The organism is Bacillus sp. V2I10, assembly GCF_030817055.1.
Taxonomy (GTDB): Bacteria; Bacillota; Bacilli; order Bacillales; family Bacillaceae; genus Bacillus_P.
The window spans coordinates 4,140,694-4,155,675 of record NZ_JAUSYV010000001.1; the positions used below are offsets into that span (position 1 = coordinate 4,140,694).

General features: G+C 44.2%; 15 protein-coding genes. 3 read left to right on the forward strand and 12 right to left on the reverse strand.

The window, feature by feature from the left end; genetic code table 11:
- Positions 1 to 22: 22 nt before the first annotated feature.
- The 8 genes from QFZ72_RS20975 to QFZ72_RS21010 form a co-directional block, all read right to left on the reverse strand.
- Entirely contained in the window at positions 23 to 1,204 is a 1,182-nt protein-coding gene (locus QFZ72_RS20975) for a thiolase family protein (RefSeq protein ID WP_307437313.1), read from the reverse strand.
- A 19-nt stretch (positions 1,205 to 1,223) separates the two neighbouring features.
- Complete coding sequence (locus QFZ72_RS20980; RefSeq protein WP_307437316.1) at positions 1,224 to 2,372, reverse strand: acyl-CoA dehydrogenase family protein; 1,149 nt, start codon at positions 2,370 to 2,372, stop codon at positions 1,224 to 1,226.
- 11 nt (positions 2,373 to 2,383) lie between these two features.
- On the reverse strand, positions 2,384 to 3,202 hold the full coding sequence (locus tag QFZ72_RS20985) for a 3-hydroxyacyl-CoA dehydrogenase family protein (protein WP_307437321.1): 819 nt from the start codon (positions 3,200 to 3,202) through the stop codon (positions 2,384 to 2,386).
- A gap of 10 nt (positions 3,203 to 3,212) precedes the next feature.
- Positions 3,213 to 4,097, reverse strand: a complete 885-nt coding sequence (locus tag QFZ72_RS20990; protein WP_307437324.1) for a 3-hydroxyacyl-CoA dehydrogenase family protein — start codon at positions 4,095 to 4,097, stop codon at positions 3,213 to 3,215.
- A complete protein-coding gene (locus tag QFZ72_RS20995) occupies positions 4,087 to 5,703 on the reverse strand; it encodes a long-chain-fatty-acid--CoA ligase (RefSeq protein WP_307437327.1) in 1,617 nt (538 codons plus the stop codon). The genes QFZ72_RS20990 and QFZ72_RS20995 overlap by 11 nt, the downstream gene beginning before the upstream one ends.
- 12 nt (positions 5,704 to 5,715) lie before the next feature.
- Positions 5,716 to 6,981: an MFS transporter gene (locus QFZ72_RS21000; RefSeq protein WP_307437330.1), complete on the reverse strand. Its 1,266-nt coding sequence runs from the start codon at positions 6,979 to 6,981 to the stop codon at positions 5,716 to 5,718.
- A 24-nt stretch (positions 6,982 to 7,005) separates the two neighbouring features.
- Positions 7,006 to 8,154, reverse strand: a complete 1,149-nt coding sequence (locus tag QFZ72_RS21005) for an acyl-CoA dehydrogenase family protein (protein WP_307437333.1) — start codon at positions 8,152 to 8,154, stop codon at positions 7,006 to 7,008.
- A 255-nt stretch (positions 8,155 to 8,409) separates the two neighbouring features.
- Entirely contained in the window at positions 8,410 to 8,616 is a 207-nt protein-coding gene (locus tag QFZ72_RS21010) for a hypothetical protein (protein ID WP_307437335.1), read from the reverse strand.
- 111 nt (positions 8,617 to 8,727) lie between these two features.
- Between QFZ72_RS21010 and QFZ72_RS21015 the strand changes: the two genes are divergently transcribed.
- Genes QFZ72_RS21015 through QFZ72_RS21025 form a run of 3 tightly spaced genes read left to right on the forward strand, consistent with a single transcriptional unit; the run spans position 8,728 to position 10,474 of the window.
- Positions 8,728 to 9,858 carry an Ada metal-binding domain-containing protein gene (locus QFZ72_RS21015; protein WP_307437338.1) on the forward strand — a complete coding sequence of 377 codons (1,131 nt, stop codon included), beginning with the start codon at positions 8,728 to 8,730 and terminating at the stop codon, positions 9,856 to 9,858.
- On the forward strand, positions 9,810 to 10,253 hold the full coding sequence (locus QFZ72_RS21020) for a hypothetical protein (protein ID WP_307437342.1): 444 nt from the start codon (positions 9,810 to 9,812) through the stop codon (positions 10,251 to 10,253). The genes QFZ72_RS21015 and QFZ72_RS21020 overlap by 49 nt, the downstream gene beginning before the upstream one ends.
- 53 nt (positions 10,254 to 10,306) lie before the next feature.
- On the forward strand, positions 10,307 to 10,474 hold the full coding sequence (locus QFZ72_RS21025; RefSeq protein WP_223441021.1) for a hypothetical protein: 168 nt from the start codon (positions 10,307 to 10,309) through the stop codon (positions 10,472 to 10,474).
- Between the two features lie 235 nt (positions 10,475 to 10,709).
- Here the strand turns inward: QFZ72_RS21025 and QFZ72_RS21030 are convergent, their stop codons facing one another.
- From QFZ72_RS21030 to QFZ72_RS21045, 4 genes are all read right to left on the reverse strand, one after another.
- On the reverse strand, positions 10,710 to 11,252 hold the full coding sequence (locus QFZ72_RS21030; protein WP_307437346.1) for a DUF420 domain-containing protein: 543 nt from the start codon (positions 11,250 to 11,252) through the stop codon (positions 10,710 to 10,712).
- A 113-nt stretch (positions 11,253 to 11,365) separates the two neighbouring features.
- The gene (locus QFZ72_RS21035) at positions 11,366 to 13,051 is read right to left on the reverse strand and encodes a sigma-54 interaction domain-containing protein (RefSeq protein WP_307437349.1); all 1,686 of its coding nucleotides are present in this window, start codon (positions 13,049 to 13,051) and stop codon (positions 11,366 to 11,368) included.
- Positions 13,052 to 13,056: 5 nt separating this feature from the next.
- Complete coding sequence (locus QFZ72_RS21040) at positions 13,057 to 13,377, reverse strand: DUF3870 domain-containing protein (protein WP_307437352.1); 321 nt, start codon at positions 13,375 to 13,377, stop codon at positions 13,057 to 13,059.
- 376 nt (positions 13,378 to 13,753) lie between these two features.
- Positions 13,754 to 14,968, reverse strand: a complete 1,215-nt coding sequence (locus QFZ72_RS21045; protein ID WP_307439908.1) for an acyl-CoA dehydrogenase family protein — start codon at positions 14,966 to 14,968, stop codon at positions 13,754 to 13,756.
- Between the last annotated feature and the right edge of the window lie 14 nt (positions 14,969 to 14,982).

A 14,982-nucleotide genomic window follows, 5' to 3' on the forward strand; every position in this document is an offset into this window, starting at 1 on the left:
CTGCCCCGCTCCTTTTTGCTCCTTATATGAGTTCAATCATCATGGCCATTCCCTGGCCGCCCCCCACACAGAGCGTCGCCACACCAAGCCTGCGATCACTCCGTTTCATCTCGTGAACCAGCGTCGTCACAATTCTTGCACCTGTCGCGCCCAGTGGATGGCCTAGTGCAATGGCCCCGCCATTTACGTTGACTTTTTCCCTATCAAGCTCTAACTCTCTGATTACAGCAAGGGCTTGAGAAGCAAATGCTTCATTCAGTTCAAATACATCAATATCGCCGATGCTTTTATTGGTTCTTTCTAAAAGCTTCCGCACAGCTGGTACCGGACCAATGCCCATAATTTCAGGGGAAACACCTGCAGCCGCCCAGTCTACTACTCTCGCAATCGGCTTTATATTGAGTTCCTTTGCTTTGCTTTCTGTCATCAGAACTAAAGCGGCTGCCCCGTCATTCCGTCCGCATGCATTTCCAGCAGTCACTGTCCCTGACTTTCTGAATGCTGGTTTTAATTGTGATAACTTTTCATAGGTTGTTTCAGGGCGCGGATGTTCATCTGTACTAAATAAAGTAGACCCTTTCTTATGAGGAACATCAATCGGCACAATTTCATCCTGAAAAAGCTGATTTTGATTTGCCTTCTCCGCTCTCTTTTGACTTTCAAGGGCAAAGGCATCCTGATCTTCTCTGGAAATCTGATATTTCTCGGCCACATTTTCAGCTGTAATGCCCATGCCGAGGTGCTCCCCGAACGTTTCCTTTGGCTGCTGCCCGTTCTCTTTATTCGAATCAACTAAATGAGCGGCATCTCCGCCAAAACGGGAGCCTCGAAGATAAATCGGTGCCTGGCTCATGTTCTCCGTGCCGCCGGCTACTACTATTTCCGCCTGGCCTGACTGGATTTGCTGCACAGCAGAGGCAATAGCCTGCATGCCTGAAGCGCAGAGCCGATTAATTGAAAATGCAGGAGCTGTTTCTGGAATACCAGCCCGCAGAGCTGCAACTCTCGCAACATTAGAGGCAAGGGTTGTTTGTCTGACTTCCCCTAAAATGACTTCATCGACCTGTTCTGCAGGAACTCCGGCTCTATTAAGTGACTCCTTTATCGCATAGGAAGCCAAAAAACTGGCCTCAACATCTTTTAACGCTCCTCCGTACCGGCCGATTGGTGTTCGCACGGCACTTGCTATTACAATGGTTTCCATAGTTTCGTTGCTCCTTCCTTTATTGATATTGCTTTTTCAATTGACCTGCTATGATGTTTTTCTGAATTTCTGAAGTGCCTTCATAGATCCTAGTAATCCGTGCATCCCGGAAAAATCGCTCGATTGGGTAATCAGCAATATAGCCGATACCGCCATGTACCTGAACGGCTTTATCCGCCACCCGGTTATACACCTCTGATCCGAACAGCTTCAGCATCGCCGCCTCTTTAATCACCTTCATGCCTTCGTCCACCATCCACGCTACCCGGTAGGTAAACGACCGAAGCGCTTCAATTTCCATCGCCATCTCTGCAATCATATGGGAAACTGCCTGATGTTCAAATATAGGTACATCAAATTGCACTCTTTCCTTTGAATACGTCATCGATAGGTCAAGCAGCTTTTGACACGATCCCAGATTTCTGGCCGCAAGACCGGCACGTCCATTTGCGAGGATTTTAAGAGCATTCACATACCCCTGACCCTCTTCACCAAGTATATTTTCAGCGGGAACCTCACAATCTTCTAAAATAATTTCAGCTGAATGGGAACCGCGGAGCCCCATTTTCTTTTCAACAGCTCCTACTTGAAATCCCGGAAAATCTTTCTCTATGATAAAAGACGTGATGCCCTTTGCTCCTTTTGAAGAGTCCGTTACGGCCATCACAGTAAATACATCTGCCTCAGTCGCATTTGTGATGTAATGCTTCGTGCCGTTAAGAATATATTTATCTCCCTTTTTCACAGCAGAGGTTTTAAGATTTGTTGCATTAGAGCCGGCGCTCGGCTCAGTCAAGGCAAAGGCGCCGATTTTCTCGCCGCTCGCCATGGCAGGCAGGTACATCTGCTTTTGCTGTTCATTTCCCATTTCGACAATTCCGACTGTTCCAATACCTGTATGAGCGCCGATTAACGTCGTATATCCATTATGAGTTGCACCGATTTCTTCATATAAAGCACATTTTCCGACCATTCCGATGCCAAGTCCTCCGTATTGCTCCGGAATGCTTAATCCGAAAAGCCCCAGTTCCTTTGACATGGCAATAATCCGTTCAGGTATCGCATTTGATTCCTCAATTTCCATTGCAACAGCTTCAACTTCTGTTTGAACAAAATCACGGACACTCCGTTTTAAAAATTGAATATCCTCATCAAATTGAAAGTTCATGAGCTTGCCTCCTAGCTGTATTCATAAAATCCTCGTCCGCTTTTTTTCCCTAGCCAGCCTGCCTTTACATATTTCACAAGGATCGGACAAGGACGGAATTTTTCGCCAAGCGTTTTATAAAGATATTCCATATTCCTGAGCCTCGTATCGAGCCCGACTAAGTCAGCAAGTTCAAGCGGCCCCATTGGATGATTTAAGCCAAGCTTCATCGCCTTATCGATATCCTGAACAGAACCGACTCCCTCCATCACCATTGTCATCGCCTCATTTCCGATCAGACAATTCATGCGGCTGACAGCAAAACCTGGAAACTCATTAATCTTTACGCATTCTTTTCCAAGTGCTTCTCCAAATTTAAAGCACGCATCAATCGTTTCCTCGGATGTTTCCAGACCGCAAATGACTTCGATCAGCTTCATTTTTGGCACAGGATTGAAAAAGTGAAGCGCAATGCACTGTTTGGGGCGGCTTGTTTGGGCACCGATTTCAGTCGGGCTCATTGTCGATGTATTGGTTGCCATAATCGCTGAAGGTTTAGCAAAGCGGTCAAGCTCTTTAAACACGCTGATTTTCAGTTCCATTACTTCAAGCACGGCTTCAATAATGAGATCTGCGTCTTCTGCTGCCTGTTTTAGATCAGTAGTGTAGATCATGCTGGCTTCTGAATCTGTCTTGCCTATCTTTTCAAATTGTTTTGACACATAGGCCCGGCAAGTATCCAGCGATTGTTCATGAATATCCTGAACAACAACTGAAAACCCTGCAGCCGCACATGCAAAAGCGATCCCGCGGCCCATCGTTCCTGCACCAATCACACTGACTTTTTGCACAGAATCCCCCCTATTTCACTGCTGCCTTTTTGTTGTCATATGTGTAAAAACCTTTGCCGGTTTTTCTGCCGAGCTCTCCTTTTTCCACCTTTTCTTGGACGATCTTGGCAGGCTTATCACACTCGTTTCCGCTTTCCTCGTAGCGCTGCATTCTGACAAAATAGTTGACATCAATGCCGGTCAGATCCATTAAGCCGAACGGGCCAATCGGATGATTCAGCGCTTTTGTACAAACGAGGTCGATTTCTTCAAAGGTTGCATAGCCATTTTCAAGCAGATACACCGCTTCATCCATCAGCTTTCCTAAAATGCGGTTGGCAATAAATCCTGAGATTTCTTTGTTCAATAACACTGGCAGCTTATTAATCTTTTTCACAAAGTCCATCGACGTTTGAGCAGTTTCATCAGAAGTGTGCGGTCCTTTCACAACTTCCACAAGTTCCATTACTAAAGCAGGGTTGAAGAAGTGAATGTTGCAGACCTTATCGGGACGGCCAGTTACATCAGCTATTTTTGAGCTGACGATTGTTGAGCTGTTTGTGGCCAGAATGGCATGCGGTGGCGTGATCTCATCCAGCTTCTTAAATAGCGCTCTTTTTACATCCAGCTTTTCAACGATCGCTTCAATAACAAGATCTGCTTCCCTTAATTCATCAAGAGATGCGGTAAACGAAATCCGGCTGAACGCAGCTTCAACTTCCTCTGCAATGAACCTTCCCTTCTTCACTCGCTTCTCCATTTGTACACCTAAAAACTGCTTTGCTTTTTCAAGGCTTTCCCCGTTTACATCCTGCAATGTAACTGGATATCCTGCAAGTGAGCAGACCATCGCGATTTGCGATCCCATCGTCCCCGCTCCAATCACAGCTACTCTTTCAATTGATTCAATTCCCATTTAGGTTGTCCCCTCTCTCTGATTCTTCTTTTATCAGCAGACGTTTTAATAGTTTTCCAACCGTATTCCGCGGCAGGCTGTCTCTCACTTCAAACTGCTTTGGAACTTTATAGGGTGTCAGTTTTGTATAGCAATAGCCTCTCAGCTCTTCTTTATCAATTGTCTTCCCAACCTTTGGAACAACATACGCTTTCACTCTTTCTCCGAGCTCTTCATCAGGCAGACCTACAACAGCCGCTTCCTTCACATCCGGATGTTCATAGAGGACACCTTCAATTTCCTGCGGATAAATATTAAAGCCGCCCAAAATGATCATTTCTTTTTTGCGGCCGACGATATAAAAGTAGCCTTCATCATCCATCGTCGCCAGATCCCCGGTATACAGCCAGCCATTTTGCAGCGCAGCGTGTGTTTCAGCTTCATTGTTCCAGTAGCCTTTCATAATTTGCGGACCCTTAATCAAAAGCTCCCCGACACTTTTTGGCCCTAGCTCCCGGTTGTCCTCATCCACAATCATGCAGTCTGTTTCTGGAACCGGAATACCGATGCTGCCGATTTTTCTTTTGCCAAACGGAGGGTTGCGGTGTGTGGAAGGAGAAGCTTCTGACAATCCGAATCCTTCCCCGATCCGCGTTCCCGTCAAGCGTTCAAAGCGCTGAATGATTTCAACCGGAAGCGGAGCAGATCCTGACGAACATAACTTTAGACAACTCAGCTTTGCCTCTTCAATCTCAGGATGATTGACAAAAGCGATGTACATCTTCGGTACGCCCGGAAAAAAAGTAGGCCTATGCTTTTTGATTTTTGCAAGCACATCATCAATCTCGAACTTTCTGAATAAAAGCAGTCTGCCTCCAATGAAGATCCCCAGATTCATTCCGCTTGTCATTGCGTACACATGATAGAGCGGTGTTGCGATCAGCACCGTTTCTTTTCCCTGAACCATCGAATCCCCGTACATTAGGCAGCTTTGATAGACGTTTGCTGTCAGATTAAAATGTGTCAGCATCGCGCCCTTCATTTTCCCTGTAGTTCCGCCTGTGTACTGGATAACTGCCACATCTTCCTTCGCATTGATTTCAGCAGGACTTTTTAAAGGAATCCCAAAGGCTATTAACTCTTCAAGCTTCAGATAACGGCCGTCTGAGTCTGGCAGCTGAGAAGCCATCATATGTCTGAAGGAATACAGGTCGCTGACTTCATTAATTGTTTTCATGCCCGAGGCATCTGCAACGATCGAAGTCACTTCAGCATCTGTCACGATTTGAAGCAGCTCTCTTGCTGTGTACATCGGATTAATCTGCACCACGATCAGCCCCAGTGCATGAGCGGCGTAATATGAAATGACGTAATCGGGGTGATTGGCAAGCATTAATCCAATGCGCTCACCCTTTTTGAACCCCATTTCGTTCCATTTGCCTGCAAGCAAATCGACTTTGCTCTTAAGCTCCAGATATGATAGTTCTTCCTCTTCAAAAATAATCGCGGTTTGCCCGCCATAGCGTTCGGCCGTTTTCTCAAGCATCGTATAAACGGACTGTTCCGGAATATGAACCTCCCCGTGCTGATAAAAAGAATGCCAGGGACGCTGAATCGCACGCTCCACACTACCTCCTCCTTACTTTCCGATTGCGGCATGATTATCTGCGGCAAGGTCCACTTTCGAATTAGGTCTTACAAAAACAGTGAACAAAATCCCGAATAACGTAATCAGACCGGCCATGAAGATGATGGACAAATCAAAGCCAGCCGCACTGTTATCACCGGATGATCCCACGATATAACCTGTAATTAAAGGTCCAACAATGCCCGCCAGGTTGCCAGATGAAGTTAAAATACTCGTCATCAGCCCGCCGCGCTCCGGAAGCAGATGGATGATAATGGTTGGTCCTATCGTTAAAATTCCATAAGTAAGACCTTTTGCAAAGCACATTGCTATAATGACCCAGACGGCATTTGTAATAAAAGCCGTTGAAGCGAGCAGCAGCGCACCCATGATCATGGCCAGTCCAACGACATACACCCTGGAAATCCGCCAGTCCTTATTCCGTTTAAACATTCTGTCCGATAAAACGGAAACGCCGATATAAACTCCGACTGAAACAACGCCAATGCCTGATACCGCATAGCCCATCTCAATGTTTGACATGTTGACGATTTTTACTAAGTAAACAGGCAGCCACACGGCAAACCAGACAACAAGCAGGTAGGTTGAAAAATATGCTAGCGTCGTGAACAAGGCTGAAGGCCTAGACAGCAGGATTAAAAAAGCTTTTATATCAAGCTTTTCAAGCTGCTTCTTCTTCGGTTTTTCATCTTCTTCCAGTTCTTCAGCTCTTGGAACGCCGCGCGTGAATTGAAACGCGACAAACCAGACAATACTTGCCGCTCCTAAAAAGGCGAAGGCAACGCGCCATCCGAAAATGTGGATAAGCGCTACAAGAATTGGCGCCGCAACCATCGCACCTAACGTAGCTCCTGAAACAACTACAGAATTAGCAAGACCGCGAAGCTTCGGAGGAAACCAAGTATTTGCATGGTTATAGGCAATCGGGCTGAACGGACCTTCAAAAGCACCCAGTAAAAAACGGTAAAGCAGCAGCAATGGCAGACCTGCAATGGCAAGCACACCTATCTGCAAGACTGCCCATGTCAGCATCAGAAAGCCGAGCACTTTTTTTGCTCCGATCCGGTCGGCCCATGCTGCTCCGAAAATCCCTGTTACCGGGTACAGCCAATAATAACTGCTTCCGACAAGACCCCAATCGGCATAAGAAAGATTAAATTCCTTCATAATCGGTACAGCTGCAAGACCCGTAATCGATTTATCCGCAAAGTTAATGAACATCCCAAAGAACAGTAAAACAAGCACAGTCCAGCGCATCTAACTCCCCCTATCCGCTCTTGCTCAATTTTCTTCCAGTACACGTCTTGCGATGATCAGACGCTGAATTTCGTTTGTTCCCTCATAAATTTTCGTAATCCGGGCATCGCGGTAAAAACGCTCTACTGGATAATCCGAAACATAGCCCATTCCCCCGTGAATCTGTACCGCTTTGTCCGCTACCCGATTGAAAACATCTGAAGCAAACAGCTTTGCCATCGATGCTTCCTTAATGACCTTTTTACCTTCATCAATCTTAGAAGCAGCCATGTATGTAAGTGTTCTGGCAGCTTCCGTTTCCGTCGCCATATCGGCAAGCATCCATTGAATCGCCTGATTATCAGCAATCGGTTTTCCGAATTGAACCCGCTCTTTTGCGTATGAAGCTGAAAGCGCTAACAACTTATCGCACGATCCAACTGCTCTTGCTGCAAGCCCCACACGTCCCTCGCTCAAAATCTTCAGCGCAGACATATATCCCATGCCGACTTCCCCGATTACATTTTCCTCAGGCACCACGCAATCTTCAAAAATCAATTGTGCGGTATGAGATCCGCGCAGCCCCATTTTCTTATCTTTTTTTCCGAGCATGAATCCCGGAAAATCTTTTTCAATCAAAAATGCGGTAATTCCCCCTTTTGCTCCTTTTTCCTTATCTGTTAACGCGAAGACTGTAAAAACATCAGCAACCGGCGCATTCGTAATGAAATGCTTTGTCCCGTTCAATATCCACTGATTTCCCCGTTTTTCTGCACGAGTTGCAAGGTTCGTAGCATCGGAACCAGCACCGGGCTCTGACAAAGCAAACGCGGCGATTTTCTTTCCGGCTGCCATATCAGGCAAATATTTTTGCTTCAGCTGTTCGGAAGCAAGCTTCACTAAACCAGTGCTTCCGATTCCTGTATGTGCACTGATTAAGCTGACAAAACCATTATGCGTATGCCCGAGCTGTTCAAGCACCACTGCTTTTCCAACCGCATTCAGCCCGATCCCGCCGTACTCTTCTGGAATGCTGATGCCGAAAAGACCAAGGTCCTTCGCCTGCTCTACTAAATGATCCGGAATCTTGTCTTCATCCTCAATCTGCTGTGCGTATGGTTCAACCTCATTATCTACAAAGCTCTTCACCATTTTCTTCATTTGTTCAATTTCCTGAGTAACCGTTGCCTGCATCTATATATCCCCCTTTTAGATTCTTAGTTTGATAGATGCAAGAAGTGTGCCAACTGTGGAAAAGCTGAGTTAGCGCGAGTGTCAGGAGCAGAAGATTCATTTTTGAATCATACCTGTCGATATAGGAGGATTTTTGTGATTCATTTTTGAATTGGAGGATTCAGGATTGAATTAATTGAAAAACCGGTCTCTTGCACTCTCGATTAAAACGGTTTTTTTCTTTTTCTTCAAAAGTTCATAAGCCGTGCGGATGAATTATACCGGCTGCCTTAAGCTCCCTATTGATACAAAGGCTTTAAACACTGTACCCTGCAGAACATCTAATGCATCTTCTTTATTCACGACATATAAAAAAGCCGTTTTATATAACTTGGAGCTTTCTAATTTAATCAGCTCTTCAAATGCTTCTTCATTTCTTCTTATTGCTTCACTACTGTATGTACATGACTCCTCTCCTATCATATGTTAGAGGAACCTCGTGTAAGAAAAGTTTCAAAGTGATGAAATCTACATCGTTATACAAAAATATGTAAAATAGTGGTATCATTTTAAAAAAAGAGAGGGGATGAAATCATGACAGTGTTACTTCGCAGCACGATGCTTAAAGCGATGCTATCTGCTGACAAAACGTTTGATGGCGTATTCTACACCGGCGTAAAAACCACGAAAATCTATTGTTTACCCTCCTGTCATGCAAAAAAGCCGCTTCCAGAGAATGTGATTTTTTTCCAATCGGCAGCCGATGCTGAAAACCAGCAATTCCGCTCATGCAAAAAATGTTTTCCTGATTTTCTGCAAAGTAAATGGATTGATCATAAGAGTTACATAGAATTAATCCCTCCAAATGATTTTGCCTTCAGTGAATGTCTTGTGTTTCTCGGAAGATCCTCTGCTGAAGTTCTTCACCATGTCGAAGAGGGGTTCCTGCTCAAATGGATCGAAATCGATGGTAATAGGGTGATGATGAAGGTGTCAATGAAGCAAGATAGACTAGTCATTGAATTCCCTGATCTTACACCTGACAAGTTCACCCGTGTACAAGCAGCCAAATACATCTGGACTCTATTTGATTTAGACAGGGACATGCAGCCTTTTTACGAGCTTGCTGAAAAGGATGAACTATTAAGAAACGTCGTCACTAAGCATTACGGACTACGGATCATTGGCATTCCCGATTTGTTTGAAGCATTGACCTGGGCGATCATTGGCCAGCAAATTAATCTTAATTTTGCCTATATACTAAAAAGAAGATTAATCGAACAGTTCGGTGAGTGTCATCATTTTGAAGGAAGACAGCTGTGGCTTTTTCCTAAACCTGAAGTGATCGCTTCTCTTGAGATATCAGATCTCCAAAACCTTCAATTCACAACGAGAAAAGCAGAATATATTCTTGGCATTGCGAGGGAGATGGCGAACGGCGATCTTTCTAAAGAAAAGCTGCTTCGCTTAGAAACGGATGAAGCACGTTCTCTTCTGCTAAGCATTCGCGGTGTAGGAGCATGGACAGCGGATTATGTCATGATGAAATGCTTAATGGACACTTCTGCTTTTCCTGCTGCAGATGTCGGCCTGCATCATGCTATAAAAGCTCAGCTGGGTTTAGAGAGGAAGCCTTCAATGGATGAACTAGTAAAACTCTCTGAAGGATGGCAGGGATGGGAAGCGTATGCAGTATTTTATTTATGGAGGTCGTTGTATCAATAATAAAAAAGCGGGTTATTCTTCCTTGCACTTTGATTGCAGCGCTGCTCATTTATTTTTATGGCTTATACCACTCTTCCCCATTAGCGAGGGATTTCCCGGTACCAGTGAGCGCAAAGCTTAGTGAGTCTTCTAATGATAAAGCCTACGAGGAATACAGCTGGTCACTCGCTTCAGAGGAGAATGGTCTCCCTGCTGCTTATTTGCTTGCCATCAGACTTTGGGGCTGGAAGAAAATCGATCAGTTGGGGGCTTTGACACATGCCCATCAAGCTATGATATATTTGTATGATTTTACAGAAAAAGTAGCCCGTTTTGGGGTGTTTTTTATTTTTATCTTGATGGCTATGCGTCAGTACCCCTTTAAGCATTTGGTGATACTTATTTTATTAAATTGAATGTCCTTTTATTATTAGTCACATACTAAAAAAAAGAGGAAGGATGAAATCGAATGGGAAAAATGAATAAAGAAGCTGCTCCTAATAACAACTTGTCTTCAAAAGAAATTCGGTCCTCAAAATTAGTTTCATCTAAACATGAAAATGATTATGAATTCTCAGAAGAACTTGCTGATGGTGGAGAACGGAACGAAATCATTACAAGACAAGAAGATCATTAAGAAACATGATAAACATCCTTCGGGGTGTTTTTTACATTTTAATACTATGTCCACGACTACTTAACGTCGAAGTACTATCAAAACGCTACGTTAAGACGTATCTTAATGTGGTGGTACCCTTGGCTTTGACAACGCACAAGAAAAATGGGAAGAAACTGGACGTCATTTCTCAGACTGATTATCTATTTATTGTAAAAAATGAATAAAAAAAGCTCAGCGCAAGCTGAGCTCTTTTTCAATAATATGGTGAAATCATCAAGTAAACAATGACACCCGTAAAGCTTACATATAACCAGATCGGCATACTCCAGCGGACAATCTTGCGGTGTTTTGAAAGCTGGCCTGTCCAGCCCCAGACAAGTGAGAACAGGGCAAGCGGAACAATGATTGCAGCAAGGAAGCTGTGTGTAATCAGAATGAAGAAATATACATTTCGAATGAAACCTTCTCCGCCAAAACGCGTTGTTTCACCTGACATGTAGTGATACGTCAGATAAGACACACAAAAAAGCAATGTCGTAGTAAAAGCGGCTAAAATAAAGCCTTTATGCAGCTTCACATTTTTCTTAATAATAGAGACAAGCGCTATGACTAGAAAAACAAACGTAAAGCTGTTCAGTACGGCATTTATCCGCGGAAAAATATGAATATCAAATTTAACTTCGCCGCCATAGCCTATCGGCAAAAAGAACAAACCAAGAATAATCGCATTTACGACAAGGGAAAGTGTGACGATAATCGCTGTATAATTCTTGCCTGTGCGAGCTGTTTCTTCCATAAGTATTCTCTCCTCATGATTCAATATGTTTTATTGTACCACGAGATTATGTGCTAATATTCGACAATTGTATGAAGGATGCTCCTGCAAACTGCTCGGGTTCGGGAGGCGTTTTATTGGACAGGCTGTCCGAAACATAATCCATACTTCTTCAGCTTTCTCACAATCGTAGGCTGGCTGCTGTCTAGAGCTTCAGCAATTTCATAGGTCGTTTTGTACTTTTTAACCGCAAGCGACAAGATCTTCTCCTCAGCAAGCTCTGCCGCTTCCTTCAGTGTGACAATTTTAGAAATATGGATGGGTCCTTCCTGCCGCTTATACTCTGAAGGGAGATGCCGGGTATTTAATAAATCCTCTTCGCTGATTAAGACGAGTCTTTCAATTAAATTCGCAAGCTCCCTTACATTTCCAGGCCAGCTGTATGAGTAAAAAAAATCTTTAAGAGCCGTATCCATCCGTTTCTTCTTCGCATACCTTTTGTTGGCTTTTTCCAAAAAAAGCTCCGTCAGCGGCAGGATATCGCTTTTTCGGTCCCTTAGCGCAGGAATAAGAATCGGGACAACATTTAAGCGGTAGAATAAATCCTCACGGAACTCTCCGTTTTGAACCATATCCTTAAGATCTTTATTTGTGGCGGCAAGGATTCTGAGATCCACTTTTTGGGGTGAAGTTCCGCCTACGCGCTGAATTTCTTTTTCTTGTATGACACGCAGCAGCTTTACCTGAAGACTTAGCGGCAGCTCGCCGATTTCATCCAAAAACACGACACCCTTGTGCGCCATTTCAAACATGCCTGGTTTCCCATGTTTATTCGCTCCCGTAAAAGCGCCTGCTTCATAGCCAAACAACTCCGATTCAAGCAAATCAGCAGGGATCGCCCCGCAATTCACTTTAATGAACTCACCCTTTCTTGCACGGGCACTTTTGCTGTAAATGTAGCGGGCAAGCACATCCTTGCCGACTCCAGTTTCCCCTAGGATTAAAATTGTTGCATCTACATTCACCACTCTGTCAGCCGTTTCATAAATGGAGACCAATTCTTTGCTTTTAATGACGACATCTCCGTTCAAATCCGTTTTTCCTTTTAACCTCTCAATTTCTTTTTTATAGCTGTCATTCAATTTCGTCGCTTTCCGCAATGCACTTTGAAGATCGTTAAGCTCTGAGAGATCACGAATATTTGTCACGATGCTCTCGATTTCGCCTTTATCGTTAAATACCGGATTGCCGGTGAGGAGTGTTTCTTTCCCTGCCCGGTTTAGCTGAACGACGGAAACACTCCGTTTTTTATCTAATACTTTATGAGTGACTGAATTTTCAAGAATACCGCGGTTAATAAGGGCATTCACATTTTTCCCGATATAGTAATCTTTCGGAATGCCGGTTATCCGCTCAATCGCTGAATTCGTCTTTAACGTAATTCCCTCTTTATCTGTAATATAAATGCCGTCATATGAATTTTCGATAATTGCATCAAGTTCCCGATTAACCCTCTTCGACTCCTTAAGCTCATTTATCAAGGAAATCAGCTCAGTGGAAACGGTTCCAATATAGAGATTGTCAGAAGAATCGGCAAGCTTTGTCTTCATAAAAATACAGCTTGAACCATTGCTGCTCGCATGGATCAGTTTCCCGCCTTCGAGTTCTTCCCACACATCAAATAACTCGCTGACTATCATATTTTGAACGTCCATGCGCTTGGTAAATTTCAGGACAACTTCATTGCTGTGTAAAATGATATGGCTGCTTGACGTCACAATACATGGAAAAGGAATACATTCAGTGATCTTCACATTCATCCCTGTCACCTCTCTATTTTCAGCTGCTGATACTGAAAATGAAGGTCTGATAGAGCGGCAACAATCGCATGAATTGCTTTCCCGTAGTAGTTTTCTTTTACATGCTGAACGACTTCATCCACACCATGCAAAAGACTGTAGCCCCGAAGCAGGCGTCCGACGAAATCTCTCCCGTGTTCTGTCGCAAGTGTACAGGACGCTTCTAAAATCACCGCATACCTTTTATCAATTTCAACCGTAATGGTCAGCATATCATATACATTTTTTGCAGCCATTCCTGCTGGCAAACGTGCATGGCCGGCAATAAACATCGTCTGTGAATGCATCGTGCAGCCCGTCCTTTCGACAAAAACCCCAATTTGATACTGACTTACTTCTTTATTTATCGGGGGAATCCTGCTTTATTTTTGGGATTCGCCGTGATTTTCGCGTTATGAGATGACGCCTTGTGTTCTAAATTATTGGCCCAACACTTTTTATATGATTTGGAGCAGCAGAAGTAATTAATTCCGCTACTTTTCATAATAATTCCGAGACTTTCCAACTTAATTCCGAGACTTTCCGACTTAATTCCGTATAAATGTGAACAAAAGTGAATTCCTATAAAGGGCTAACGCTCCAATCCAATTCCCCTGCCGCAAAAAAGGGGCACCTTAAAAATATTAACAAAAACCCGCAGCTCCCCGCCGCAGGCTTCCACATTTACCTTTTTACTTTTTCCTTAGCCTCTTCAAACGGCCAGCTGGGCAGCATACTCGAAAGCGCTTTATCTTCACGGTATCCTAAAACGTATTCCGCCTGCATGATCGTGTGGATCTCTCTTGTTCCCTCATAAATGACCGGTGCTTTTGAATTTCTCAAGAAGCGTTCGACTGGATATTCGTTGGAATATCCATATGCCCCGTGAATTTGCACGGCATCGTTAGCTGCTTCGTTCGCGAAATCACAGGATTGCCATTTTGCAAGTGACGTTTCTCTCGTATTGCGCTTGCCTTCGTTTTTCAGGCATCCTGCGCGGAATACCAGCAGCCGTGACATTTGATAGCCCGCTTCCATTTTTGCGATCATTTGCTGAACGAGCTGATGCTTTCCAATTTCTTTTCCGAACGTTTTCCGTTCGTGACAGTAGTTCACGCTTTCTTCAATACATGCCTGAATGAGCCCGCATGCTCCTGCTGCAACTGTGAAACGCCCGTTATCAAGTGCGGACATCGCAATTTTAAAGCCGTCTCCAACTTGCCCCAGCAGATTTTCTTTCGGAACTTTAATATGATCAAAGAAGATTTCTCCTGTGTTGCCTGCGCGGATCCCAAGCTTGCCTTTGATTGCTTTTGAATCAAAGCCCGTCATTGTGCGTTCCACAATAAATGCTGAGATTCCATGATGTTTTTTGCTTTTATCCGTATAGGCAAACACGAGGAAATGATCCGCATAATCACATAATGAAATCCACGTCTTCTGACCGTTCAGTATGTAATGATCTCCTTCTAAAACAGCAGTCGTTTGAAGCGCTGCCACATCAGATCCCGCATTCGGCTCTGTTAATCCAAATGCCCCAACCTTTTCGCCTTTCGCCTGCGGAACTAAGTATTTCTGCTTTTGTTCTTCATTTCCCCATTGCAGCAGCGTCAGGCTATTCAAACCCGTATGAACAGAAACTGCCGTACGATAAGCTGTATCGCCGCGCTCAAGCTCCTCGCAAACAATCGCAAGTGTATTGTAGTCCATAGCGCTGCCGCCGTATTCTTCCGGAATACAAATCCCCATAAGTCCAAGCTCTGCAAGCTTTTTCAAAATGGCAGGCTCGAAATGTCCAGCTGCATCCCACTCTGCAATATTCGGATTAATTTCTTTATCTACGAAATCGCGGACCATTTTCCTTACTGCATTTTGTTCTTCTGACAAGTTAAAGTTCATCATTTACTCCATCC